This window comes from Variovorax sp. V93, assembly GCF_041154485.1.
Lineage (GTDB): Bacteria > Pseudomonadota > Gammaproteobacteria > Burkholderiales > Burkholderiaceae_C > Variovorax > Variovorax beijingensis_A.
On sequence record NZ_AP028669.1, the window covers coordinates 275,077 to 297,471 of the forward strand.

21 protein-coding genes are annotated in these 22,395 nt (G+C 69.1%); 20 read left to right on the top strand and 1 reads right to left on the bottom strand.

Translation table 11 applies throughout. The features are described from left to right. Nucleotides 1-40 precede the first annotated feature (40 nt). From ACAM54_RS01210 to ACAM54_RS01260, 11 genes are read left to right on the top strand one after another with little or no spacing between them, the layout of a single operon-like run. Nucleotides 41-1,219, top strand: coding sequence for a type II secretion system F family protein (locus ACAM54_RS01210; RefSeq protein ID WP_369649547.1), 1,179 nt, complete (start codon nucleotides 41-43; stop codon nucleotides 1,217-1,219). Further along, complete coding sequence (locus ACAM54_RS01215; protein ID WP_369649548.1) at nucleotides 1,216-2,808, top strand: GspE/PulE family protein; 1,593 nt, start codon at nucleotides 1,216-1,218, stop codon at nucleotides 2,806-2,808. The genes ACAM54_RS01210 and ACAM54_RS01215 overlap by 4 nt, the downstream gene beginning before the upstream one ends. Nucleotides 2,809-2,816: 8 nt before the next feature. Next, the gene (locus ACAM54_RS01220; RefSeq protein WP_369649549.1) at nucleotides 2,817-4,259 is read left to right on the top strand and encodes a hypothetical protein; all 1,443 of its coding nucleotides are present in this window, start codon (nucleotides 2,817-2,819) and stop codon (nucleotides 4,257-4,259) included. Further along, nucleotides 4,247-4,885, top strand: coding sequence for a hypothetical protein (locus tag ACAM54_RS01225; RefSeq protein ID WP_369649550.1), 639 nt, complete (start codon nucleotides 4,247-4,249; stop codon nucleotides 4,883-4,885). Before ACAM54_RS01220 ends, ACAM54_RS01225 begins: the two co-directional genes overlap by 13 nt. Further along, entirely contained in the window at nucleotides 4,882-5,409 is a 528-nt protein-coding gene (locus ACAM54_RS01230) for a hypothetical protein (protein ID WP_369649551.1), read from the top strand. Before ACAM54_RS01225 ends, ACAM54_RS01230 begins: the two co-directional genes overlap by 4 nt. An 8-nt stretch (nucleotides 5,410-5,417) precedes the next feature. Next, nucleotides 5,418-7,811 (top strand): cohesin domain-containing protein, encoded by a 2,394-nt coding sequence (locus ACAM54_RS01235; protein WP_369649552.1) that lies wholly within the window; start codon nucleotides 5,418-5,420, stop codon nucleotides 7,809-7,811. After that, nucleotides 7,801-8,286: a type II secretion system protein gene (locus ACAM54_RS01240; protein ID WP_369651887.1), complete on the top strand. Its 486-nt coding sequence runs from the start codon at nucleotides 7,801-7,803 to the stop codon at nucleotides 8,284-8,286. Before ACAM54_RS01235 ends, ACAM54_RS01240 begins: the two co-directional genes overlap by 11 nt. 2 nt (nucleotides 8,287-8,288) lie before the next feature. Continuing rightward, nucleotides 8,289-8,687: a type II secretion system protein gene (locus tag ACAM54_RS01245; RefSeq protein WP_369649554.1), complete on the top strand. Its 399-nt coding sequence runs from the start codon at nucleotides 8,289-8,291 to the stop codon at nucleotides 8,685-8,687. Beyond that, nucleotides 8,674-9,384, top strand: a complete 711-nt coding sequence (locus ACAM54_RS01250; RefSeq protein ID WP_369649555.1) for a type II secretion system protein — start codon at nucleotides 8,674-8,676, stop codon at nucleotides 9,382-9,384. Before ACAM54_RS01245 ends, ACAM54_RS01250 begins: the two co-directional genes overlap by 14 nt. A 17-nt stretch (nucleotides 9,385-9,401) precedes the next feature. Next, on the top strand, nucleotides 9,402-10,307 hold the full coding sequence (locus tag ACAM54_RS01255) for a rhodanese-like domain-containing protein (RefSeq protein ID WP_369649556.1): 906 nt from the start codon (nucleotides 9,402-9,404) through the stop codon (nucleotides 10,305-10,307). A 7-nt stretch (nucleotides 10,308-10,314) separates the two neighbouring features. After that, nucleotides 10,315-11,172, top strand: a complete 858-nt coding sequence (locus ACAM54_RS01260) for a transglutaminase family protein (RefSeq protein ID WP_369649557.1) — start codon at nucleotides 10,315-10,317, stop codon at nucleotides 11,170-11,172. 30 nt (nucleotides 11,173-11,202) lie between these two features. Here the strand turns inward: ACAM54_RS01260 and ACAM54_RS01265 are convergent, their stop codons facing one another. Next, nucleotides 11,203-12,759 carry a YifB family Mg chelatase-like AAA ATPase gene (locus ACAM54_RS01265; RefSeq protein ID WP_369649558.1) on the bottom strand — a complete coding sequence of 519 codons (1,557 nt, stop codon included), beginning with the start codon at nucleotides 12,757-12,759 and terminating at the stop codon, nucleotides 11,203-11,205. A gap of 220 nt (nucleotides 12,760-12,979) precedes the next feature. Here ACAM54_RS01265 and ACAM54_RS01270 point away from each other — a divergent pair, with 220 nt between their 5' ends. The 9 genes from ACAM54_RS01270 to ACAM54_RS01310 all read left to right on the top strand — a co-directional run bounded on the left by ACAM54_RS01270 (nucleotide 12,980) and on the right by ACAM54_RS01310 (nucleotide 22,395). Continuing rightward, nucleotides 12,980-13,801 carry a TorF family putative porin gene (locus tag ACAM54_RS01270; RefSeq protein ID WP_209500637.1) on the top strand — a complete coding sequence of 274 codons (822 nt, stop codon included), beginning with the start codon at nucleotides 12,980-12,982 and terminating at the stop codon, nucleotides 13,799-13,801. Nucleotides 13,802-13,868: 67 nt separating this feature from the next. Continuing rightward, entirely contained in the window at nucleotides 13,869-14,207 is a 339-nt protein-coding gene (gene glnK / locus ACAM54_RS01275; RefSeq protein ID WP_007833403.1) for a P-II family nitrogen regulator, read from the top strand. 22 nt (nucleotides 14,208-14,229) lie between these two features. Beyond that, nucleotides 14,230-15,765: an ammonium transporter gene (locus ACAM54_RS01280; RefSeq protein WP_186454156.1), complete on the top strand. Its 1,536-nt coding sequence runs from the start codon at nucleotides 14,230-14,232 to the stop codon at nucleotides 15,763-15,765. Between the two features lie 278 nt (nucleotides 15,766-16,043). Next, nucleotides 16,044-16,982, top strand: a complete 939-nt coding sequence (locus ACAM54_RS01285) for an SMP-30/gluconolactonase/LRE family protein (RefSeq protein WP_369649559.1) — start codon at nucleotides 16,044-16,046, stop codon at nucleotides 16,980-16,982. A gap of 11 nt (nucleotides 16,983-16,993) precedes the next feature. After that, nucleotides 16,994-17,875, top strand: a complete 882-nt coding sequence (locus ACAM54_RS01290) for a LysR substrate-binding domain-containing protein (protein WP_209537050.1) — start codon at nucleotides 16,994-16,996, stop codon at nucleotides 17,873-17,875. A gap of 112 nt (nucleotides 17,876-17,987) precedes the next feature. Then, nucleotides 17,988-19,490, top strand: coding sequence for an FAD-linked oxidase C-terminal domain-containing protein (locus ACAM54_RS01295; RefSeq protein ID WP_369649560.1), 1,503 nt, complete (start codon nucleotides 17,988-17,990; stop codon nucleotides 19,488-19,490). A 23-nt stretch (nucleotides 19,491-19,513) separates the two neighbouring features. After that, on the top strand, nucleotides 19,514-20,623 hold the full coding sequence (gene glcE / locus ACAM54_RS01300) for a glycolate oxidase subunit GlcE (RefSeq protein WP_369649561.1): 1,110 nt from the start codon (nucleotides 19,514-19,516) through the stop codon (nucleotides 20,621-20,623). A gap of 21 nt (nucleotides 20,624-20,644) precedes the next feature. Beyond that, a complete protein-coding gene (gene glcF / locus ACAM54_RS01305) occupies nucleotides 20,645-21,877 on the top strand; it encodes a glycolate oxidase subunit GlcF (protein ID WP_369649562.1) in 1,233 nt (410 codons plus the stop codon). Nucleotides 21,878-21,966: 89 nt separating this feature from the next. Beyond that, complete coding sequence (locus tag ACAM54_RS01310) at nucleotides 21,967-22,395, top strand: carboxypeptidase regulatory-like domain-containing protein (RefSeq protein ID WP_145742944.1); 429 nt, start codon at nucleotides 21,967-21,969, stop codon at nucleotides 22,393-22,395.

Consider the following 22,395-nt stretch of genomic DNA (forward strand, 5'->3'; position numbering starts at 1 on the left):
TCGGCTCCGGGTTCAGGGGCGCGATGGGCAAAGCAGCTGGATGCGCTTTGCCGGGCTGGATGCCGCGGCAGCCACCCGGCAGGCGCGCCGCGACGGCCTGCGCGTGCTCGAGGTCGATGCTTCGTCCGATGATGATGCCAGCGGGCCGGCCGACGGCGGGTCGCGGTCCCGTGCCGGCACGGCGGCGGCACGCGGCGCTGCCTTCGACCTGCTGCTTTTCAGCCAGGAGATGCATTCGCTGCTGCAGGCGGGCCTGAATCTTGGCGAGGCGCTCAACACGCTGGTCGAGAAGTCGCAGGGGCCCGCGCGCGCGCTGCTGTCGGGCGTCGAGACGAGCCTGCGCCAGGGCAGGAATTTCTCGGACGTGCTCGAGGCCCACCCGCTCCAGTTTCCCGCGGTGTACGTGGCAACGGTCCGCTCCAGCGAGCGCACGGGCAACCTGCCCGAGGCCATGGAGCGCTTCATCGCCTACCAGCAGCAGTTCGACGTGTTGCGCAAGAAGCTGGTGTCGGCGGCAATCTATCCGGCGCTGCTGGTCACGGTGGGCGGATTCGTCACGCTGTTCCTGCTGGGCTACGTGGTGCCGCGGTTTGCTGCCGTGTACGAAAGCTCCGGGCGTCCGATGCCCTGGGCTTCGGGCGTGCTGCTGTCGATCGGGCACCTGGTCTACGACCATGCGGTGATCGCGCTGAGCCTGGTGGCGGCGGTGCTCGTGCTGGCGGTGTGGCAGCTGCGCCAGGCCGCAACGCGGCAGAAGCTGGTCGAGCTGGCGCTGCGGCTGCCGGGCCTGGCACCGCGTGCCGACCTGTTCCGGCTGAGCCGCTTCTATCGCGCGCTGAGCCTGCTGCTGTCCTCCGGCATTGCGCTGCCTCGCGCAATGGGCATGGTGGGCGGGCTGCTGAGTTCGGCCCAGCGCGCGGCGCTGGCGGGCGCGCGCGAACGCATCGAGGAGGGCGGCAGCGTGTCGCAGGCGCTGGTGCAGTTCGGGCTGGCCACGCCGGTGGCGAAGTCGCTGGTGCAGGTGGGCGAGCGCTCGGGCCAGCTGGCGCCGATGTTCGACCGCACGGCGCGCTTCCACGACGAGGAAATGACCCGCTGGATCGACGCCACCTCCAAGCTGCTGGAACCGGTGCTGATGCTGGCCATCGGCCTGGTCATCGGGCTGGTGGTGGTGCTGATGTACATGCCGATCTTCGAGCTGGCGGGGAGCCTGCAGTGAGCACCGCGCTCAACACGATCGAACTCGCGCATTCGCTCGGCCTGGTGTGGATGGACATGGCACGCCTGCGCGAACTGCGCACGCGCTGGGACGCGGTCGGCTACACCGATGCGGTGGCGCGCAAGATCGCGGTGCTGCAATCGGCCGCCGACGACCCGGCCGGCGCCAACCAGGTTTACCTTGCGCTGACCGACCACCGCGATGCGGCCGCGGAAACCTGGGGGCTCAACCAGTGCCGCCGCCTGGGCATCCGCGATGTGGCGGTGGGCCTTGTCGATGCCGACGACTTCGACGGCCTGCTGGCGCAGCAGGAGCGCCAGATGCGCGCGATGGACGGCTTCCAGGCGGTCGAGGCCGAGGCCGACGACGGCGAACTGGCCGCGCTGATCAGCATGGTCTCGATCCAGCAGGAGACGAGCCCCGTCATCAAGCTGGTCAATTCCACGCTGTACGACGCGCTGAAGCTCAACGCGAGCGACATCCACCTGGAGTGCGACGCCCAGGGGCTGCGCGTGCAGTACCGGCTGGACGGCGTGCTGGTGTCGATCACCGAAGTGGCCGGTGCCGACATGGCCGAGCAGGTGATCCAGCGCGTCAAGGTGATGGCAGAGCTCGACATTGCCGAGCGCCGCATTCCGCAGGACGGCCGCTTCAAGGTGCGGGTCAGCGATCGCGACATCGACTTTCGCGTGTCGGTGATGCCCAGCATCTTCGGCGAGGACGCGGTGCTGCGGCTGCTGGACCGCAAGGCGCTCACCGAGCAGGCACAGAGCCTCACGCTCGAAAGCCTGGGGCTGCGCGAGCAGACCAAGGCCTCGATCCGGCGGCTCGCGAGCAAGCCGCACGGCATGCTGCTGGTCACCGGGCCGACGGGCTCGGGCAAGACGACCACGCTGTACGGCACCATCACAGAAATCCACACGGGCCGCGACAAGATCATCACCATCGAGGACCCGGTCGAGTACCGCCTGCCGCATGTGCTGCAGATTCCGGTGAACGAGAAGAAGGGGCTGACCTTCGCGCGCGGGCTGCGTTCCATCCTGCGCCACGATCCTGACAAGATCATGGTGGGCGAGATCCGCGACGACGAGACCGCGCAGATCGCGGTGCAGGCCGCGCTCACGGGCCACCTGGTGTTCACCACCGTCCATGCCAACAACGTGTTCGACGTGCTCGGGCGCTTCCTGCACATGGGGGTGGACGCCTACAGCTTCTCGGCCGCGCTCAACGGCATCGTGGCCCAGCGGCTGGTGCGCGTGAACTGCCCGGTGTGCTCGGAGCCCGTGGAGCCAACGCCCGAGGCGCTGGCGGCCGCGGGCGTCGATGCCGCGGCCATCCGCTCCTGGACCCTGCGGGCCGGCAAGGGCTGCGGCCATTGCCGCGGCACCGGCTTCAAGGGCCGGCGGGCGGTGGCCGAGGTGCTGGTGATGAACGACAAGCTGCGCGAGCTGATCGCCGCGCAGGCCTCGATCTCCGTCGTCAAGGACGAGGCGCGGCAGGCCGGCTGGATACCGCTGGCCGACATGGCCATCGAACTGGTGGCCTCCGGCGAAACGACGCTCGACGAAGTCGCGCGCGTGGCGGGTTGAGAGCGCCCATGCCCAAACCCGTTCTCTATCTCTACATCGGCGCGCAGCGGCTGCAGGCCGCCTGGAGCGTGCGGCGCGGCGCCGAGCTGCGCATGCTGTTCGACGCCGCCTACAGGCAGCCGGCCGCGGACGAGCCGCTGGCTTCGGTCGACGCCTTGCCGGCCGCCGTACCGGAAGCCATCGAAGCGCTCGCCCGCAGCTGCCAGGCCGAGATGGCGCTGCAGCGCGGCGCCGAGCTTCGGGTGCTGGTGTCCGACCAGTGGGTGCCGAGCGCCTCCGTGCCGTGGAACGCGGCGCAGTACCGCGCGGCGGCGGCCGTCGCGGCCGCGCGCAGCGAACTGCGCGAAGCGGGGCACGAGGTTTCGCCCGGCGACCTGCTGCGGCTGGACGATGCGCCGCTTCGCCAGCCCCGGCTGGCGGTTTGCTATCCGGCCTCGCTGCTCGAACACGTGAACCGGCTGGCGGCGGGGCTGAAGACGCGGCCGCATTCGATCACGACCTTGTCCGCGCTGGCCTGGCGCGGCAACGACGCACCGGGGCAGACGCCCGCGCACTCCGAACGCGTGCTGGCCATCCTCGAGCCGGGCGACGCGTCGGCGCGGCAGGTGATTCTGGTGCGCGGGCAGCGGGCCTCGGCGTGCATCGACGAAGTGGTGATCCGCCCGTTGCACTCGGATGGCACCGCGCGGCCTGCGGCGCGCGAGCTGGCAACGTCGGTTGCGGCCATCGTCCAGCGGCTGGGATGGAACGCCGTGCCGTCGCCTTCGTCGCCCGAAGTCGCCACGCTGTTCTCCGTTACCGACCTGGCGCCGAACGATCCGCTCGGCGGCGCTTCCGGCCCGATGGCATGGTGGGTCTTGCCGCAAGGCCGGCGCGACCTTGCCGCAGCGCACGCGCTCGATGCGGTGGCGCGCGCCGCCCGGCCTTCCGCCGCCAAGCTGCTGCTGCTCGCGTGCGTGCTCGGCGGCATCGGCTTTTCGGGCGTGGCGCTGTGGCGCAACGAGGCCCGGCTGCAGGAGGCGCTCGCAACGGCCACGGCGGCCCGGCGCGCCGCCGTGGTTCCCGAGGCGCCGCCGCCATCCGCGGAGCAGGCCAAGCGCATCGCCGCCGTCAATGCGGTGGTCTCCGAGCTCAACATCCCGCTGCCCCGCTTGCTGCGTGCGCTGCAGCCGCCGAAGGACATCCGCGTCGGACTGCTGGGGCTGGAGCTCGTGGCAGGGCGGGAGCGCGGCGCGGGGCCCGGCGATGCGCGCGTGCTGCGCCCGACGCTCAAGGTCCATGCCGAGGCGCCCGCGAGCACCGACATGACGCGCTATGTCGCCTTCCTGTCTGACCGCAAGCCGCTGAACCATGCCTATCTGGTGAGGCACGAAGTGCCGGACAACGCCGCACAGGGCGGCAATGCGCAAGCCACGTTCCGCTTCACCGTGGAGGTCGCATGGAAGGACTGACGCGATGGACGCGCCATGGCATGGCGGACATCTGGTGGCAGTGCCGGCGCAGCGCGCACCGCGTGTACCGCATGGCCGGGCCCGACGGCCTTGCCATCCTGCTGGGGCTGCTCGTGGTCTGCGGGCTGGCAGCGGCCGTGGTGCACGTCAGGCAACTGCGCATCGACCTGCGAACCGCCAGCGTGGCGGGCGAAACGACCGAGCCGTTGCTGCAGGCGCGGCCGGCGGCGGAACTGTCGAACCTGCAGAAATTCGAGCAGATGCTGCCCGCGCACGACGACATTCCCGAGGTGCTCGAGCGCCTGTTCGAGCTGGGCGTTGAAGAAAGGCTGCTGCTGTCGCGTGGCGAGTACCGCGCGCAGAGCGACGAGGTCGGCCAGTTCGTGCGCTACCGGATGACCATGCCCATCAAGGGCAATGCGCCCGCGGTCCAGCGCTTCCTGGAGCGCGCACTGGCGGGCAACCGCAGCCTGGTGTTCGAGTCGGTGCAGTTCAAGCGCGACCGCATCCAGGCGGAGCAGGTCGAGGCGATCGTGCAATGGACCCTGGTCACGGGGCTGCCCGGCCTTGCGGTGCGCGCGCCGCTGCCCAGGCCGCTGGACCGGCCGCAGGAGGGGGCGCCATGACGCAGCGCAAGGTGTGGCTGGTCCTGGCCTTCGCGGCCACGCTGGTCGCGGTGTACTTTGCGCCGGCCCAGGAAGAGGCCGTGGTGCAGGCCGCCGTGCGTCCGGCCGCGTCCGACGCGGCGCCGCGTGCGCTGCCCATGCAGGCGGAAGGCCGGCGGTCGGCGGGCGCGGCGGCGGGCGTGCTCGAACTGCGCCCGCGCGACGACATCGATGGCGACGACTCGCACCTGTTCGCAGCGCTGAGCTGGGAGCCTCCTCCCACCCGGATCGAGGCGCCGGCGCCCGCCGCACCCGAAGCCACGGCCCCGCAGGCGCCACCCGCGCCGCTGCAGCTGCTGGGCCGCTACCAGGAAGGCGGCAGGACGGCCATGTTCGCGACCTTCAACGGCGACAGCGTGGTGCTGTGGCCCGGAGAAAACATCAACCCCGAATGGCGCGTCGATGCCATCGAGGCCGGGCAGGTCGTGCTGACCTACCTGCCGCTGGGGCAGAAGCAGAGCCTGCCGTGGACGGCCTCCCAATGAAAGAAGAAATGACGATGTTCATGCACCCGCGCCCGAAGAAGCGCTGGGCCCATGCGGTGGGGGTGTGCGCGCTGGCCTGCCTGCTGCTGTCCGGCTGCGCGAGCCAGATGGCGTTTCGCGAAGCGAACCAGCTGCTTGCCGACAACAAGCCCACCGAGGGCCTCGCGAAGCTGGAAGAAGCGGTCAAGCTCGACCCCCGAAACGCGGAGTACCGGGTGGCGCTGTCGACCACCCGCGCCAGCCTGGTCAACCGCTACCTCACGGCGGCCGAGGCCAACCGCCGCGATGGGCGCCTGACCGAGGCGGAGAAGTGGTACCGGCAGGTCATGGCCTACGAACCCGAGAACGCGATGGCGCGCCAGGGCCTGGAGGCATTGGTGGTCGAACGCAAGCACCGGCTCGTGGTCATAGAGGGCGAGGCGCTGCTGAAGAAAGGCAAGCCGGAAGACCTGGCCACCGCGCTGGACATGCTGCGCCCGGTCCTGAGCGAAAACCCGCGTCAGCGCGAGGCGCTGAACCTGAAGGAGCGCATCGAGGAGGCCCAGAACAAGCAGGCCAAGCCCGAAGCCAAGCTCGCGGAAAGCTTCCGCAAGACCATCACGCTGGAGTTTCGCGATGCGCCGCTGCGCACGGTGTTCGACGTGATCGCCAAGGTATCGAGCCTGAACTTCTTCTTCGACAAGGACATTCGCCCCGACCTGAAGGCGAACATCATGGCGCGCAACACCACCATCGAGGATGCGGTGCGCCTGCTGATGGTGACGAACCAGCTCGAGCAGAAGATCCTGAACGAGAACTCGGTGCTCATCTACCCGAACACGCCGCAGAAGCTGAAGGACTACCAGACGCTGTCGGTGCGCACCTTCTACCTGGCCAACGCGGACGTGAAGGCGGTGTCGAACACCATCAAGACCATCGTCAAGACCAAGGACCTGGTGATCGACGAGCGGCTGGGCCTGATCATCATGCGCGACACGCCCGACGCCATCCGCATGGCGGAGCGCATCGTGGCGCTGCAGGACCTGACCGATCCGGAAGTGATGCTCGAAGTGGAAGTGGTCGAGATGAAGCGCTCGCGCCTGCTCGAACTCGGCATCAACTGGCCCAACCAGTTGTCGCTGTCGCCGGTGCAGATCGACGGCGTGCCGCTGGTGCTGAAGGACCTGGGGAACCTCAACCGCAGCAATCTCAGGGCGACCATTGGCGGCGTCACGGCCAATGCCCGCAAGGAAGACGCGGACGTGAGCATTCTTGCCAACCCGCGGATCCGCGTGCGCAACAAGGAGAAGGCCAAGGTGCTGATCGGCGACCGGGTGCCGGTGATCACGACGACGTCGAACGTGACGGGCTTCGTGTCGGAGTCGATCAACTACGTGGACGTGGGCCTCAAGCTGGAAGTCGAACCCAACATCTACCTGGATGAAGAGGTGGCCATCAAGGTCAACCTCGAAGTCTCCAGCCTGGTGCGGGAAATCATCAGCAAGTCGGGCTCGCTGGCCTACCAGATCGGCACGCGCGGCGCGAGCACGGTGCTTCGGCTGAAGGACGGCGAGACGCAGATCCTGGCGGGCCTGATCAGCGACGAAGACCGCTCCAGCGCCAACAAGGTGCCGGGGCTGGGCGAGATGCCGGTGGCCGGGCGCCTGTTCGGCAGCCAGAAGGACGATTCGCTGCGCAGCGAAATCCTGCTGTCCATCACGCCGCGCGTGGTGCGCTCCATCCGGCGGCCCGATCTGCAGTCGGCCGAGTTCGACTCGGGTACCGAAAGCAACATCGGTGCGCGTCCGCTGCAGCTCACGGGGGGCGGGGCTGAAGTTGTCAAGACGGTGGCCCCTGCGTCCGCCGCGGGTGGCGCGGTGGCGCCCGGCGCGGCTGCGGCAAGCGCAGTCGCGCCTGTGAATGCCGGCACTGCTCCTGCAGCTCCTGCGGCTCCTGCGGCCAAGGCGGCCCCGGCACAGCAGGGTGCGCTGGCAACGGGCGCCGTCAGCCTCAGCTGGAAGGCGCCCGCGCAGGTGAAGGTGGGCGAGCAGTTCAGTGCGGTGCTGAGCGTCAACAGCCAGCAGGCGCTGCGCGGCCTGCCCCTGCTCGTGGGCTTCGATCCGCAGCTGATGCAGGTCGTGAGCGCGCACGAGGGCGATTTCTTCAAGCAGGCCGGTGGCAAGAGCACGTTCAGCCAGCGCGTGGATGGCGTGCAGGGCAAGGTGTTCATTGCGGCCCTGCGCGAGAACCCGGCGGGCGGCGAGGCCGGCATCAACGGCACCGGCAGCGTGGCCACGCTCACCTTCAAGGCCGTCAAGGCCAGCACTGGCGCGAGGCTGCAGCTGCTGTCGGCCACGCCGGAGCCGGCCTCGGCATCCCCGGTGGCCGTTCCCGTGGAACAGGTGTTCAAAATTGTTCCGTAGCGCTCATCCTGCGCGTGGCTTCACCTTTGTGGAGCTGCTCGTGACGCTCGCCATCATGGCCGTGCTGGCGACCGTGGCGGTGCCGCTGGCCCAGGTGAGCGTGCAGCGCCAGAAGGAGCACGAACTGCGGGCCTCGCTGATGCAGATCCGCAAGGCGCTGGACGCCTACAAGCGCGCGTCCGACCAGGGGCGCATCCAGATGAAGCTGGGCGAGAGCGGATTTCCCAAGAAGCTCGACGACCTGTGGCAGGGCGTTCCCGACCAGCGCAGCCCGAACCAGCAGAAGCTCTATTTCCTGCGGTCGCTGCCGCGCGACCCGACCTATGCGGACGCCCAGGCACCCGCCGCGCAGACCTGGGGCCTGCGCAGCTATGCCTCGCCGCCCGACGCTCCGGCCGAAGGAGACGACGTGTTCGATGTCTATTCCAAGTCGAAGAAGACCGGCCTCAACGGGGTCGAGTACGCGCTGTGGTGATGATGAAGCGCATCTCCTTCGCAAGGGCCGCGCGCCGCGCCGGCTTCACGTTGATCGAGCTGCTGGTCGTGCTGTCGGTCGTTGCGCTGCTGCTGACCATTGCCGCGCCGCGCTACTTCGGGTCGATCGACAAGTCGAAGGACCAGGTGCTGCAGGAGAACCTGCGCGTGGTGCGCCTCACGCTGGACAAGTTCTATGCGGACAAGGGGCGCTGGCCGAAAACGCTCGACGAACTGGTCGAGCAGCGCTACCTGCATGCAGTGCCGACGGACCCGGTGACGGAGTCGCGCACCAGCTGGATCCTGCTGCCCTCGCAGAACAGCGAGGAAACGGGCATTGCCGGCATCAAGAGCGGCGCGTCCGGAGCCACCAAGGACGGCCGTTCGTATGAGAGCTTCTGACGGCGGCCCGCGCCCGGCAGGCGCGCTGGCGCAGCGGGGCTTCACCTACATCTGGATGCTGCTGCTGATCGCGCTCATGGGCATTGGCCTGACGGTGGCCGCCGACGTGCAGACCACCGTCAGCCAGCGCGACCGCGAGAAGGAGCTGCTGGCCATCGGGCGCCAGTTCCGCACCGCGCTTGCGAGCTACTACGAGGCCCGGCTGCCGGCGCCGGCGGCGGGCTTGCCCTTGGGCATGGGGGCCGGGCAGCCCGTTTCGGGCCTGCCGCCCGCGGCCGGTGGCGCGAACATTCCCGCCGCGGGCGGCCAGGCCGCGCTGCCGCCGCAGAACGATCCGCGCGGCTACCCCGCCACCCTCGAGGAACTGCTGAAGGACGAGCGTTTTCCGGGCGTGCGCCGGCACCTGCGCAAGGTCTTCGTCGATCCGATGACGGGCAAGGCCGAGTGGGGGCTGGTGCAGGTGTCGGGGCGCATCGTCGGCATCCATTCGCTCTCGACGGCCGTGCCGATCAAGCAGGCGGGTTTCGAAGGCGACGAGCAGGCGTTCACGGGCGCGCAGAGCTACGCCGAATGGGTCTTCGGTTCGGTCGCCCAGATGCCGGCGCCGGCCGGGGGCAAGACCATCGGGCCGGGGGCCGCCACCACATCGCTTCCTTCTTTCTCGACGACGCCTTTCGGCGCGTCCCCACGACCTTGAACCGAGCCGAGGTGTCCATGCGCAAGAAAATCGCTGCCGCCGTGTCGTTTGCTGCCGCCCTGCTGTCGATGCCGCTCTGCGCGCCCGCTGGTGCGCAGACGAATTCGGGGCTTCCTCCGGTGCTGCGGGACATGCCCCAGTCCGGGTCGATGTGCAAGAACGAGCGCTTGCCGGGCTCGGCGTTATCCGGCACGGGGCGTGCCGAAGGCGGCCTGGAGGCCGCTTGCGCATTGCCGGCGTCCGCGGCGGCCTCCTTTCTGCAAAAGAGCGGGGCCACGGTCATCGATACGCGCCACGAGAGCGAGTTCGCGCGCTTCCATATTGCCAATGCCATGCGGGCCGATGCGGCGAGCGTCCGTCTCAAGGAGTACCTGCGCGACAAGCCCTTGCTGCTGGTGGGAGACGGCAAGTCCGACCGCGAGCTCTATGGGGCGTGCGGCCGGTTGCGGGCCCAGGGCTTCAAGTCGGTCCAGGTGCTGATGGGTGGCATGGCCGGCTACCTGGCAAGGGAACTGCCCGTGAGCGGCCGCGGCGCGCCCGATGCATTCGAGTCTGCGCAGCTCGATCCCGCTCAGCTGTGGGCGCAGAGCCAGTTTCCCGAAAGCCTGGTCGTTGTTGTGAACAGTCCCGCGACCGCCGAGGCCCTGCCGCTCGCGTTCCGCACGGCAGACGCGGCGCCGCGTGCCGTTGCAGGCGCCGTGGAGCGCCGCCGCAAGGAGCAAAAGGGGGTGCTAGCCAATGTGACGGTGGTGGTCGACGGTGCCATGAGCGAGGCCACCTTTCGCCAGTACAGCCAGGCCGTGGCACCTACGCCGCTGCTGGTGTATGCGGGCGGCGCGGGCGCACTGAAGGCCTACCTCCGGACGCAGGAGGCCGTGTGGGCCGCGCACGCGCGCGGACCGAAGCAGCCGCGCTGCGGCTGAGGCAGCAATGCAGCGACGTGCATGGATCGGTGCGGCCGGCGCGCTGGCGGGCAGCGCGCTCATGTCCATCGGCCGCGGCAGCCTTGCCGCGCAAGAGGAGCTGCAGCTGCGCTTCAACCTGGGCATGAACAACCCGGGATCGCTCGACCTGGCGGCCCAGCGGCTCTGGATGTACCTTCCCGTGCGCCGCAATGCCTGGTGGACGCTGGACGCCGTCGAAACCGGCCTGCGGCATGAACTACAGGCCGATCCGCTGGGGCACACCGTCCTCTTCGTTTCGATCGACAAGCTCAGCGCCTATGCGCGGCGCACGGCCTCGCTGATGATCAGCCTGAAGCGCGCAGGCGCACCGATGCCTGCGCCCAAAGATGCACAGGATTGGCTCGCGCCGGAGCGCTACATCGAATCGGACCACGAAGCGATCGTGGCGCAGGCGCGGGCCCTGAAATCCGCGACCGGCGAGGGAACGGTGCGCAACATCCACGGCTTCGTGGCCGCGAGCGTGGACTACGCGGGCTACGCGCCGGAGGACTTCGGCGCGCTCTACGCGCTGCGCCAACGGCGCGGGGATTGTTCCGAGTACGCCTGCCTCGTGGTGGCGCTGTGCCGTGCATCGGGCATCCCGGCCCGCATGGTCGAGGGCTATGTCACGGATCGCAGCTTTGTCCCCAAGCCGATGGACTTTCACGATTGGGCAGAGGTCCTGGTCGACGGGCAGTGGCGGGTCGTCGACGCGCAGAAGGGCGCCTTGCTCGAGCAGGAGGCCCAGTACATCGCCTTCCGCTACTACCGCGACAAGGCGCTGAATGGCGTGGGGCTGGCGCACCGCTACCGCGTCGAAGGCGAGATGGAATTCAGCGTGTAGCGTGCGGCTGCCGTTCCAGCGCTGCACCGTTCACACGATGCCGCGCAGCGCCCTGCGGTACTGCACCGCCTCCGCCACATGCACCACCTCCACCGATTCGGCGCCCGCCAGGTCGGCCACTGTGCGCGCCACCTTGAGCGCGCGATGCGTGCTGCGCGCCGACCAGCCGAGCTTGGCGGCGGCGCTGTAGACGAACTTGCGGGCCGCATCGTCGAGCGCAGCATGCTTGTCGATGGCGCCGGCCTGCAGCGCCTGGTTGGGGCTGCCCTGGCGCTGCAGGGCGAATTCGCGCGCGGCCACCACGCGGCTGCGGATGCTGGCCGTCGATTCGCCGGCGGGCGCATCGATGAGCTGCTGCGCCGATACCGCGGGCACTTCGATGTGCAGGTCGATGCGGTCCAGCAGCGGGCCGCTGAGCTTGGCCTGGTAGCGCGAGATCTGGTCCGGCGTGCAGCGGCAGGCCTTCAGCGTCGAGCCCAGGTAGCCGCAAGGGCAGGGGTTCATGGCCGCGACCAGCTGGAAGCGCGCCGGAAACTCGGCGCGACGGGCGGCGCGCGCGATGGTGATGGTGCCGGTCTCCAGCGGCTCGCGCAGCGCCTCGAGCGCGGAGCGCGCGAACTCCGGGAATTCGTCCAGGAAGAGCACGCCGTGGTGCGCCTGCGAGATCTCGCCCGGCCGCGGGGGCGAGCCGCCGCCCACCAGCGCCACGGCGCTCGACGTGTGGTGAGGCGCCGAGGTCGGCCGGTTCATCCAGCGCGCGGCCGAGAAGCTGCCGGCCAGGCTGGCCACGGCCGCGCTCTCCAGCGCCTCGTCCACGCTCATGGGCGGCAGCAGCCCGGCAAAGCGCTGCGCCAGCATGGACTTGCCCGAGCCGGGCTCGCCGACCATCAGCAGGCTGTGCCCGCCCGCGGCGGCGATCTCGAGGGCGCGCTTGGCGCCCGCATGCCCCTTGACGTCGGCCAGGTCCGCATAGAGCGGCGCGGCCGCTGCGGCCGCGGCATGAACCCGGGCCCAGCCGTCCGCGGCGGGCGGCTGCTGGCGATCCTCGCCCTGCAGCGGCGCGGCGCCCTCGGGCATGAAGCGCTGCACCACGTCCAGCAGGTGCCTGGCGCCGTACACCTCGCTGCCGGGCACCAGCGCCGCTTCCTGGGCGCTGCCGGCGGGCAGCACCAGGCGCGTCGCGATGCCGCGCGTGTGCAGGGCCAGCGCCATGGCCAGCGCGCCGCGCACGGGCCGCAGCTCGCCTGAAAGAGAGAGCTCGCCGGCAAATTCGTGGCCTGCCAGCAGCGCGGGCTGGATCTGCCCGCTGGCCGCGAGGATGCCGAGTGCGATCGGCAGGTCGAAGCGGCCGGAATCCTTGGGCAGGTCGGCCGGCGCCAGGTTGACGACGATCTTCTTGTTGTTCGGAAACTCCAGGCCGGCGTTCTGGATGGCCGAGCGCACCCTTTCGCGCGCCTCCTTGACCTCGGTCTCCACCAGCCCGACGAGCGTGAAGCTCGGCAGGCCGTTCGCCAGATGCACCTCGACCGTGACACTGGCCGCTTCCAGCCCAAGCAAAGCACGGCTTTGCACCAAAGACAGGCTCATTCCACTCCCTCTCACCATTGTGGTGCGCCCGTTTTTGGCCGGGCTCATGCACCGCGGTGCCCCATGGGGTACCGCAACCGAACACGCTTGTAACTATTTCGCCTGGGTTGCCGGTGCGGGAGCGGCCGCCGTGCCGCAGGGCAAAACGTGCACTTTGGCACGCTCCCTGCTATGAGACGGTGTCCCCCAACAATCCAACCAACTCCGAGGAGTCTCGATGATGCACCGTAAATTCGCCCAGGCAATGGCCGTGGCCACCCTTGCCGCCCTGCCGATGCTTGCGAGCGCACAGCTCACGGGGAATGTGGCACTGACCAGCAACTACAAGTTCCGCGGTCAGGACCAGGACATGATCGGGAAGAACGACTACGCCAAGACCAAGGGCTTCAAGCCCGCCATCCAGGGCGGCTTCGACTACGCCTTCGGCGAGAGCGGCTTCTACGTGGGCAACTGGAACTCCAGCGTCAACTGGCTGCAGGGCAACAGCATCGAGAGCGACATCTACGGCGGCTACAAGTTCAAGGCCGGCCCCTTCGACCTGGACGTGGGCGCGCTCAGCTACATCTACCCGGGCAACTCCGCGGGCAACACCACCGAGCTGTACGGCGCCGGCACCTGGGCCGACGAGGCCATCGGCTCGTTCACGCTGAAGTACTCGCACACGGTGTCGAAGGACTACTTCGGCTACGCGGGCAACAAGGCCGGCTCGGGGCTGAAGGGCCGCAACACGGGCTACCTGAATCTGGCCTACAGCAAGGAGATCGTGCCCAAGCTCACGCTGAAGGCGGCCGTGGGCTACACCCACATGTCCAGCGACATCCGCAGCCTGGGCTACAAGAGCTACGTGGACTACAACGTGGGCGTGTCGTACGACTTCGGCAACGGCCTGGCGCTGGCCGGCTCGGTGCAGGGCGCCAACAAGAAGAGCTCGTACCTGGCGGTGGCCAACCCCGGCTACGACTTCGGCTTCGGCACCTTCGGCCAGACCACCTATTCGCCCAACAAGGCGCGCTTCATCGTTACGCTCAGCAAGACGCTGTAAGCAGGCACAAAAACAAGGTGCGGCCCAAGCTGCCGCACCATTCATTCCATCCAAGAAGGAGAAAGTCATGAAGCTGGTCACAGCCATCATCAAACCGTTCAAGCTCGACGAGGTGCGCGAAGCCCTCTCGGCCATCGGCGTGCAGGGCATCACGGTCACGGAGGTCAAGGGCTTCGGCCGCCAGAAGGGCCACACCGAGCTGTACCGCGGCGCGGAGTACGTGGTCGACTTCCTGCCCAAGGTGAAGATCGAGGCGGCGGTCTCCGACGACCTCGTCGACCGCGTGATCGAAGCCGTGGAGGGTGCGGCGCGCACCGGCAAGATCGGTGACGGAAAGATTTTTGTCTACAACCTCGAGCAGGTCGTTCGCATCCGCACCGGTGAAACCGGCCGCGAAGCCCTCTGATCCAGCCCGGAAAACAACAACCATGAAAAAACTGCTTGTTTCTCTCGCGCTCGGCCTGAGCCTGCTCGCCGCAGGCACGGCGAGCTTCGCCCAGGCGCCTGCTGCTGCCACGCCCGAGGCGCCCGCGGCATCGGCGCCCGCAGCTGCCGCACCGGCACCCGCGGCCGCCCCGGCCGCCGCCGCGCCTGCAGCTGCTGCCGAAGCAGCGCCCGCCGCGGCGCCTGCCGCTCCTTCGTTCAACAAGGGCGACACCAGCTGGATGATGCTGTCCACGCTGCTCGTCATCATGATGACCATCCCCGGCCTGGCGCTGTTCTACGGCGGCCTGGTGCGCAGCAAGAACATGCTGTCGGTGCTGATGCAGGTGATGGTCACCTTCTCGATGATCGTGGTGCTGTGGCTCATCTATGGCTACAGCCTCGCGTTCACCGAGGGGAATGCCTTCTTCGGCGGATTCGACCGGCTCTTCATGAAGGGCGTGTTCGATCCGGCCACCGGCGTGTTCGCGCCCGGCGCCACCTTCAGCAAGGGCGTCTACATCCCCGAGCTGCTGTTCGCCGCCTTCCAGGCCACCTTCGCCGGCATCACCTGCTGCCTGATCGTGGGTGCCTTCGCGGAGCGCGCCAAGTTCTCGGCCGTGCTGCTGTTCATGGTGATCTGGTTCACCTTCAGCTATGCGCCGCTCGCGCACATGGTCTGGTTCTGGATGGGCCCTGACGCCTATGCCAGCAAGGACGTGGTCGACGCCATGAACGGCAAGGCCGGCCTGATCTGGCAATGGGGCGCGCTCGACTTCGCAGGCGGCACCGTGGTGCACATCAACGCCGCCGTGGCGGGCCTGGTCGGCGCCTACGTGATCGGCAAGCGTGTCGGCTACGGCAAGGAATCCTTCACGCCGCACTCGCTCACGCTCACCATGGTCGGCGCTTCGCTGCTGTGGGTCGGCTGGTTCGGCTTCAACGCAGGTTCGGCTCTCGAAGCCGGCACCAGCGCCGTGCTCGCCTTCATGAACACCTTCTCGGCCACCGCCGCGGCCGTGCTCGCATGGTGCATCGGTGAAGCGCTGATGCGCGGCAAGGCCTCGATGCTGGGTGCCGCTTCGGGTGCTGTCGCAGGCCTCGTGGCCATCACCCCGGCTGCCGGCAACGTCGGCCTGATGGGCGCGATCATCATCGGCTTCATCGCCGGCTTCGCCTGCCTCTGGGGCGTCAACGGCCTCAAGAAGATGCTCGGCGCGGACGACTCGCTCGACGTGTTCGGCGTGCACGGTGTCGGCGGTATCGTCGGCGCGCTGCTCACCGGCGTGTTCAACACCCAGTCACTCGGCGGCCCCGGCCTCGTGGGCGACTGGGTCACGGCCAGCGTGGTGTCCAACGGCATCGGCGCGCAGGTCTGGATCCAGCTCAAGGGCGTGCTGCTGACCATCGTGTGGTCGGGCGTGGTGGCGTTCATTGCCTTCAAGATCGCCGACCTCACCATCGGCCTGCGTGTGTCGGAAGAAGAAGAGCGCGAAGGCCTCGACATCTCCTCGCACGGCGAGACCGCATACAACCGGTAACCCCAAAAAATAGGCAACCCCCCAGTCTTCGCGCACTTCGTGTCGCTACGCCAACCCCCCTGCTGGGGGCAACACCAGAGGCCCGGCAAAGCCGGTTCCTCGGTGTTTCTGGAAGAAGGCATGCGGTGTACAGGCTGGTTATAAGAACTACACGGAACGATTTTTCAGCGAGGTCTCCTTTGGATGTTCAGCCCGTGAGCGCTTCGGCGCCAGCGGGCTTTTTTTTGCCTGTGTTTTTCCTCTGGAGCGGCGATGCCCGCCCATGCACAATTCCGGGCATGTGGACCTCCATCGACAACAGCCTCTGCGAGCTCGGCGAATCGCCGTTCTGGCATCCGCGGGAACGCGCCCTGTACTGGCTCGACATCCCGGGCCGCGCCGTGCTGCGAACGCGCGGCGAGATCGGCACGCCTTCCGCCACGGTCGAGCGCTGGGCCTTGTCCACCGAGCCCGGCTGCATGGCACCGGCGCGCAGCGGCGGCCTCGTGATTGCGCTGCGCGACGGCATCTACCGGGCGCGCGAGTGGGGCGGTGAACTCGTCGCCATCGCGCGCGTGGAACACGACGTGCGCACCATGCGCTTCAACGACGGCAAGTGCGATGCGCTCGGCCGCTTCTGGAGCGGTTCGATCAACGAGGCGAAAGACCGTGCCAACGCCGCGCTCTACTGCCTCGACGCGCGCCCCGGCCGTGGCGCGGCGCCGGCGGCCCTCGCGCAGATGGCCAACCAGGTGACCACGGCCAACGGGCTCGCGTTCTCGCCCGATGCGCGCACCCTGTACTGGGCCGATACGCCCGCGCACCAGGTGCGCGCCTGGGACTGGGACGCCGAGGCCAACACGCTCTCGCAACCCCGCGTGTTCCGCCAGTTCGACGCCAAGCCCGAAGGCTGGACCCCCGATTCGCCGATGCTGCGCTACGCAGGCCGCCCCGACGGCGCCACGGTTGATGCGCAAGGCCACTACTGGGTTGCGATGTTCGAAGGCGCCCAGTTGCTGCGCCTCGCGCCGTCGGGCGAGACCGTGGCCGCCGTTCCCGTTCCGGCGCAATGCCCCACCATGCCCTGCTTCGGCGGCGACGACCTGAAGACCCTCTTCGTCACCACCGCCCGCAAGGGCCGGCCCGCCGCCGAGATCGAGCGGCTGCCGGCCTCGGGCACGGTGGTCTCCATGCGCGTCGACACCCCGGGCCTGCCGGTCGCCTTCTTCGAAGATTGAGCGGCCCCCGCATGGCCCTGCAGCACATCCCGCCGATCCAATGCCTGCTGACCTTCGAGGCCGTGGCACGGCTGCGGCATGCGGGCCGCGCGGCCGATGAGCTGTGCGTGACCGCCAGCGCCGTGAGCCACCGCATCCGCCAGCTCGAGGCGCACGTGGGCTTCAAGCTCTTCGGCCGCGGCGACTTCAGCCTCACGGCCGACGGCGCGGCCTACCTCGCCAACGTGCGCACCGGCCTCGCGGCGCTGCAGGCCACGCCGCTGAGCGCGGCAACGCAGCGCGCCACGCGCCTGCGCATCGCCGTCACGCCCACCTTCAGCCGCGTGTTCCTGATGCCGCGGCTCGAACTGTTCCGCAACATCTACCCCGACATCGAGCTGGTGCTGCAGGTGTCGATCCCGCTGCTCGACGTCACGGCCGAGCAGGCCGACCTCGAGGTGCGCTACGGCAGCGGCGCGTACGCCGACTGCGAACACCGTCTGCTGCTCGAGGAAGAGGTGCTGCCCGCCTGCAGCCCGAGCTACCTCAACGAATTCGGCCCGTTCGATGGCTTTCGCACCGCGGCGGAAATTGCCAGCGCGCGGCTGATCCGCAGCCCGCTCGAACCCTGGGGCACCTGGTTCGCGAGCTGCGGCCTCGACCAGCCCGAGCCGCACGTCGGCTCCCAGTTCAACGACCTGGGCCTGGTATACGACGCCGCGGCCAGCGGCTTCGGCGTGGCGCTGGTGCGCCAGAAGATGGGCGCCGCCTGGTTCGAATCGGGCCGGCTGGTGCCGCTGTCCGACCGGCCCGTGCCCTCGCCGCACCGCCACACCATCTGCTGGCAGCCCGGCACGCTCGATCGCTGGGAATGCGCGGCTTTTGCCGACTGGCTGGCGCTGGCGCTGCGCTGAGCCGGCGGCCGGCCGCCGCATGCGGCAAAGTTCTCTCAAGCCCGGCGCAAAAAAGCTTCAACCCGGCGCCGCCGCATTTTGCGTAGAGTGCAGGGCACCACGAGAGACATCCATGAACGCGCCGCTCACAGCCGCCCAGCACGATTCGCTGCAAAAAACCGACCGCCAGTCGCAGATCGTGCGCGCCCTGCAGGCCCACCTGCCGGCCCACGCGCTGATCTGGCACGCCGAGGACACCACGCCCTACGAGTGCGATGGCCTCACCGCCTACCGCCAGCGCCCGCTGGTGGTGGCCCTGCCCGAGACCGAGGCGCAGGTGGCGGCCGTGCTCAAGACCTGCCACCAGCTCGGCGTGCCCGTGGTGGCGCGCGGCGCGGGCACCGGGCTTTCGGGCGGCGCCATGCCGCATGCGCTGGGCGTGACGCTGTCGCTTGCCAAGTTCAACCGCATCCTGAAGATCGACCCGGTGGGCCGCACGGCCGTCGTGCAGTGCGGCGTGCGCAACCTGGCCATCAGCGAAGCCGCCGCGCCCTTCAACCTCTACTACGCGCCCGATCCGTCGAGCCAGATCGCCTGCACCATCGGCGGCAACGTGGCCGAGAATTCGGGCGGCGTGCACTGCCTCAAGTACGGCCTCACGCTGCACAACGTGCTGCGCGTGCGCGGATTCACGGCGGAGGGCGAGCCCGTCGAATTCGGCGGCGAGGCGCTCGATGCACCGGGCCTGGACCTGCTCGCGCTGGTCATCGGCAGCGAAGGCATGCTGGCCGTCACCACCGAGGTCACCGTCAAGCTGGTGCCCAAGCCGCAGCTCGCGCGCTGCATCATGGCCAGCTTCGACGACGTGCGCAAGGCCGGCGATGCGGTGGCCGCGGTGATTGCGGCCGGCATCATTCCCGCGGGGCTCGAGATGATGGACAAGCCGATGACCGCCGCCGTCGAAGACTTCGTGCACGCGGGCTACGACCTCGATGCGGCCGCGATCCTGCTGTGCGAATCCGACGGCACCGCCGAAGAGGTGGAAGAAGAAATCGGCCGCATGACGGCCGTGCTGCGCTCCTCCGGCGCCACTGCCATTGCGGTGAGCACGAGTGAAGACGAACGCATGAAGTTCTGGAGCGGCCGCAAGAACGCCTTCCCCGCCTCGGGCCGCATCAGCCCCGACTACATGTGCCTGGACTCCACCATCCCGCGCAAGCGGCTGGCCGACATCCTGCTGGCCATCCAGCAGATGGAGAAGAAGTACAACCTGCGCTGCTGCAACGTGTTCCACGCGGGCGACGGCAACCTGCATCCGCTGGTGCTGTTCGACGCCAACGACCCCGACGAGCTGCACCGCTGCGAGCTCTTCGGTGCCGACATCCTCGAAACCAGCGTGGCCATGGGCGGCACCGTGTCGGGCGAGCATGGCGTGGGCGTGGAGAAGCTCAACAGCATGTGCGTGCAGTTCACCGCGGCCGAGAACGAGCAGATGTTCGGCGTCAAGCGGGCCTTCGATCCGGCCGGCTTGCTGAACCCCGGCAAGGCGATTCCCACGCTGCAGCGCTGTGCCGAATACGGCAAGCAGGTGGTGCGCGGCGGCCGGCTGCCGCACCCCGATCTGCCCCGCTTCTGAGAACGACAACAAGAACACAGACCATGGAACCCGCCCTCCGCCAGATCGCCGAGCGCATCCGCGCCGCGGCCGCCGACGCCACGCCCCTTCGCATCCGCGGCGGCGGCACCAAGGACTTCCATGGCGAGACACCGCACGGCGAAGTCCTGAGCACCACCGCGCTCACCGGCATCACGAGCTACGAACCCAGCGAACTGGTGGTCACCGTGCGCGGCGGCACGCCGCTCGACGAACTCGAAGCCGTGCTGGCCGAAAAAGGGCAGTGCCTGCCTTTCGAGCCGCCGCACTTCGGCGCGGCGGGCGCGGGCACTGTGGGCGGCATGGTGGCCGCCGGGCTCAGCGGCCCGGCGCGTGCCAGCGTGGGCGCGGTGCGCGACTACGTGCTGGGTGCCAGGCTCGTCAACGGGCGCGGCGAAGTGCTGAGCTTCGGCGGCCAGGTGATGAAGAACGTGGCCGGCTACGACGTCTCGCGCGTGCTGGCGGGTTCGCTCGGCACGCTGGGCGTGATTGCCGAAGTGAGCCTCAAGGTGCTGCCCGTCGCGCCGGCCGAGGCCACGCTCGAATTCGCCTGCAGCCAGGCCGATGCACTGCGACTGCTCAACGAATGGGGCGGCCGGCCGCTGCCGCTGAATGCGAGCTGCTGGTTCGAATACGCAGGGGCCGGTGCGCTCTACCTGCGGCTGCGCGGCGCGATGGCGGCCGTGGAGGCGGCGTGCACGCATCTCGGCGGCGAGCGCAAGCCCAGCACGCGCGCCGCCGCCGATTGGCAGGCGCTGCGCGACCAGCAGCTGCCGTGGTTCGATAGCGCCGATGGACCGGATGCACTCTGGCGCCTGTCGGTGCCGCAGACCGCGCCGGTGCTCGCCATCGACGGCAACGCGCCGCTCGTCGAGTGGCATGGCGGACAGCGCTGGTACAAGGCTGCGCCCGACCAGGCCGCACGCATCCGCGGCATCGCGCACGCCGCGGGCGGGCACGCCACGCTGTTCAGAAAGCCTGCTTCGCAAGCGGGCGGCGACGTTCCCCGCTTCGACGCACTGAGCGCCCCCATCGCCCGCATCCACCGCGCGCTGATGCACGAGTTCGATCCGCACCGCATCTTCAACCGCGGCCGGCTCTTCGCAGACGAATAAAAAAGAAACGACACCTCCGCGATGCAAACCGAACTCGCCCCCGAATTCCGCGGCACCGACGAAGGCCGCGAGGCCGAAGCCATCCTGCGCAAATGCGTGCACTGCGGCTTCTGCACCGCCACCTGCCCCACCTACCAGCTGCTCGGCGACGAGCTCGACGGCCCGCGCGGGCGCATCTACCTGATCAAGCAGGTGCTCGAAGGCAAGGCCCCCACGCGCAGCACGCAGCTGCACCTGGACCGCTGCCTGACCTGCCGCAACTGCGAGAGCACCTGCCCGAGCGGCGTGCAGTACGGCCACCTGGTCGACATCGGCCGCAAGATCGTCGACGAGAAAGTGCCGCGCCCCGCCATGGAGTCGGCCACGCGCTGGCTGCTGAAGGAGGGGCTGCCGTCGCCGCTCTTCGGCCCGGCGATGAAGCTCGGCCAGTCGGTGCGCGGCCTGCTGCCCGATGCGCTCAAGGCCAAGGTGCCGGCCAAACAGGAGGCCGGCGCCTGGCCCACCGCGAGGCATGCGCGCAAGGTGCTGATGCTCGCAGGCTGCGTGCAGCCCTCGATGATGCCCAACATCAACAGCGCCACCGCGCGCGTGCTCGATGCGGCCGGCATCCAGGCCGTGATCGCGCCCGAGGCCGGCTGCTGCGGCGCCGTCAAGTTCCACCTCAACGACCAGGAGGGCGGCAAGGCGCAGATGCGCGCCAACATCGACGCCTGGTGGCCGATGGTCGAGCGCAACGAGGCCGAAGCCATCGTGATGAACGCCTCGGGCTGCGGCGTCACGGTGCGCGAATACGGCCACATCCTGCAGCACGACGCGGCCTACGCCGCCAAGGCCGCGCGCATCAGCGAGCTGACGCGCGATTTGAGCGAGCTGCTGCCCGATCTGGTGCCTGCGCTGAAGGCCCGCGTGCGCGCGCCGGCCGGCGTGGTCGCCTACCACCCGCCCTGCACGCTGCAGCACGGCCAGAAGCTGCGCGGCGGCGTCGAGACGCATCTGCGCGCCCTCGGCTTCGACGTGCGCGTGGCCTTGAACGAATCGCACCTGTGCTGCGGCTCGGCCGGCACCTACTCGGTGCTGCAGCCCGAACTGGCCTACCCGCTGCGCGACCGCAAGCTCGGCCACCTGGAGCAACTGCAGCCGAGCGTCATCGCCTCGGCCAACATCGGCTGCATCACGCACCTGCAAAGCGGCAGCCCGGAGACGCCCGTGCGGCACTGGGTGGAACTGCTGGACGCGGCGCTGGCAGCGGCCTGATCGCACACCGAAGAGCGCCCTGGTCCGACTCGCGCCAAGGCGATTCGCGCCGCATCATGGCGGCACCGATTTTCCAAGGAGCAAGCCTCATGTCTTCCGTTCCAGCTTTCATCGCCTCCAGGACCTTGCGGCGTGCCTTGCTGGCTCTCGCCTGTGCGGCCGGCGTCTTCGCAGTGCAAGCCCAGTCGGCCATGCCGCAATGGAAGGGCGAGGGCGCGGTGCGCTATGTCTGCGGCGGCATCGGCTCGGACGAATCGACCGCAATGCGCGCGGCCATGAAGGAGCATCCGCTGGCGCTGCTCTTCGCGCGCTCCGACGGCGCCTACCTGGCGGATGTCCAGGTCGACATCAAGGGCGCCGACGGCGCGCCTTCGCTGGGCCTGCGCGCCAGCGGGCCGGTCTGCCTGGTCGACCTGCCGGCGGGCCGCTACACCATCGACGCCGCCATGGCCGGCAGTGCCAAGAGCCAGACGGTGACGGTGGGCGGCGGCTCGAAGACCGTCGATTTCAGGTTCTGA

What these genes read in the sequence shown, in the direction of transcription:
- glcE (WP_369649561.1), top strand. Translation starts at nt 19,514, where the DNA reads ATGGAACCCGCCCTCCGCCAGATCGCCGAGCGCATCCGCGCCGCGGCC.
- ACAM54_RS01245 (WP_369649554.1), top strand. Translation starts at nt 8,289, where the DNA reads ATGAAGCGCATCTCCTTCGCAAGGGCCGCGCGCCGCGCCGGCTTCACG.
- ACAM54_RS01295 (WP_369649560.1), top strand. Translation starts at nt 17,988, where the DNA reads ATGAACGCGCCGCTCACAGCCGCCCAGCACGATTCGCTGCAAAAAACC.
- ACAM54_RS01260 (WP_369649557.1), top strand. Translation starts at nt 10,315, where the DNA reads ATGCAGCGACGTGCATGGATCGGTGCGGCCGGCGCGCTGGCGGGCAGC.
- glnK (WP_007833403.1), top strand. Translation starts at nt 13,869, where the DNA reads ATGAAGCTGGTCACAGCCATCATCAAACCGTTCAAGCTCGACGAGGTG.
- ACAM54_RS01310 (WP_145742944.1), top strand. Translation starts at nt 21,967, where the DNA reads ATGTCTTCCGTTCCAGCTTTCATCGCCTCCAGGACCTTGCGGCGTGCC.
- ACAM54_RS01250 (WP_369649555.1), top strand. Translation starts at nt 8,674, where the DNA reads ATGAGAGCTTCTGACGGCGGCCCGCGCCCGGCAGGCGCGCTGGCGCAG.
- ACAM54_RS01270 (WP_209500637.1), top strand. Translation starts at nt 12,980, where the DNA reads ATGCACCGTAAATTCGCCCAGGCAATGGCCGTGGCCACCCTTGCCGCC.
- ACAM54_RS01210 (WP_369649547.1), top strand. Translation starts at nt 41, where the DNA reads ATGCGCTTTGCCGGGCTGGATGCCGCGGCAGCCACCCGGCAGGCGCGC.
- ACAM54_RS01230 (WP_369649551.1), top strand. Translation starts at nt 4,882, where the DNA reads ATGACGCAGCGCAAGGTGTGGCTGGTCCTGGCCTTCGCGGCCACGCTG.
- ACAM54_RS01290 (WP_209537050.1), top strand. Translation starts at nt 16,994, where the DNA reads ATGGCCCTGCAGCACATCCCGCCGATCCAATGCCTGCTGACCTTCGAG.
- ACAM54_RS01225 (WP_369649550.1), top strand. Translation starts at nt 4,247, where the DNA reads ATGGAAGGACTGACGCGATGGACGCGCCATGGCATGGCGGACATCTGG.
- ACAM54_RS01235 (WP_369649552.1), top strand. Translation starts at nt 5,418, where the DNA reads ATGACGATGTTCATGCACCCGCGCCCGAAGAAGCGCTGGGCCCATGCG.
- ACAM54_RS01255 (WP_369649556.1), top strand. Translation starts at nt 9,402, where the DNA reads ATGCGCAAGAAAATCGCTGCCGCCGTGTCGTTTGCTGCCGCCCTGCTG.
- ACAM54_RS01220 (WP_369649549.1), top strand. Translation starts at nt 2,817, where the DNA reads ATGCCCAAACCCGTTCTCTATCTCTACATCGGCGCGCAGCGGCTGCAG.
- ACAM54_RS01265 (WP_369649558.1), bottom strand. Translation starts at nt 12,759, where the DNA reads ATGAGCCTGTCTTTGGTGCAAAGCCGTGCTTTGCTTGGGCTGGAAGCG.
- ACAM54_RS01285 (WP_369649559.1), top strand. Translation starts at nt 16,044, where the DNA reads ATGTGGACCTCCATCGACAACAGCCTCTGCGAGCTCGGCGAATCGCCG.
- ACAM54_RS01280 (WP_186454156.1), top strand. Translation starts at nt 14,230, where the DNA reads ATGAAAAAACTGCTTGTTTCTCTCGCGCTCGGCCTGAGCCTGCTCGCC.
- glcF (WP_369649562.1), top strand. Translation starts at nt 20,645, where the DNA reads ATGCAAACCGAACTCGCCCCCGAATTCCGCGGCACCGACGAAGGCCGC.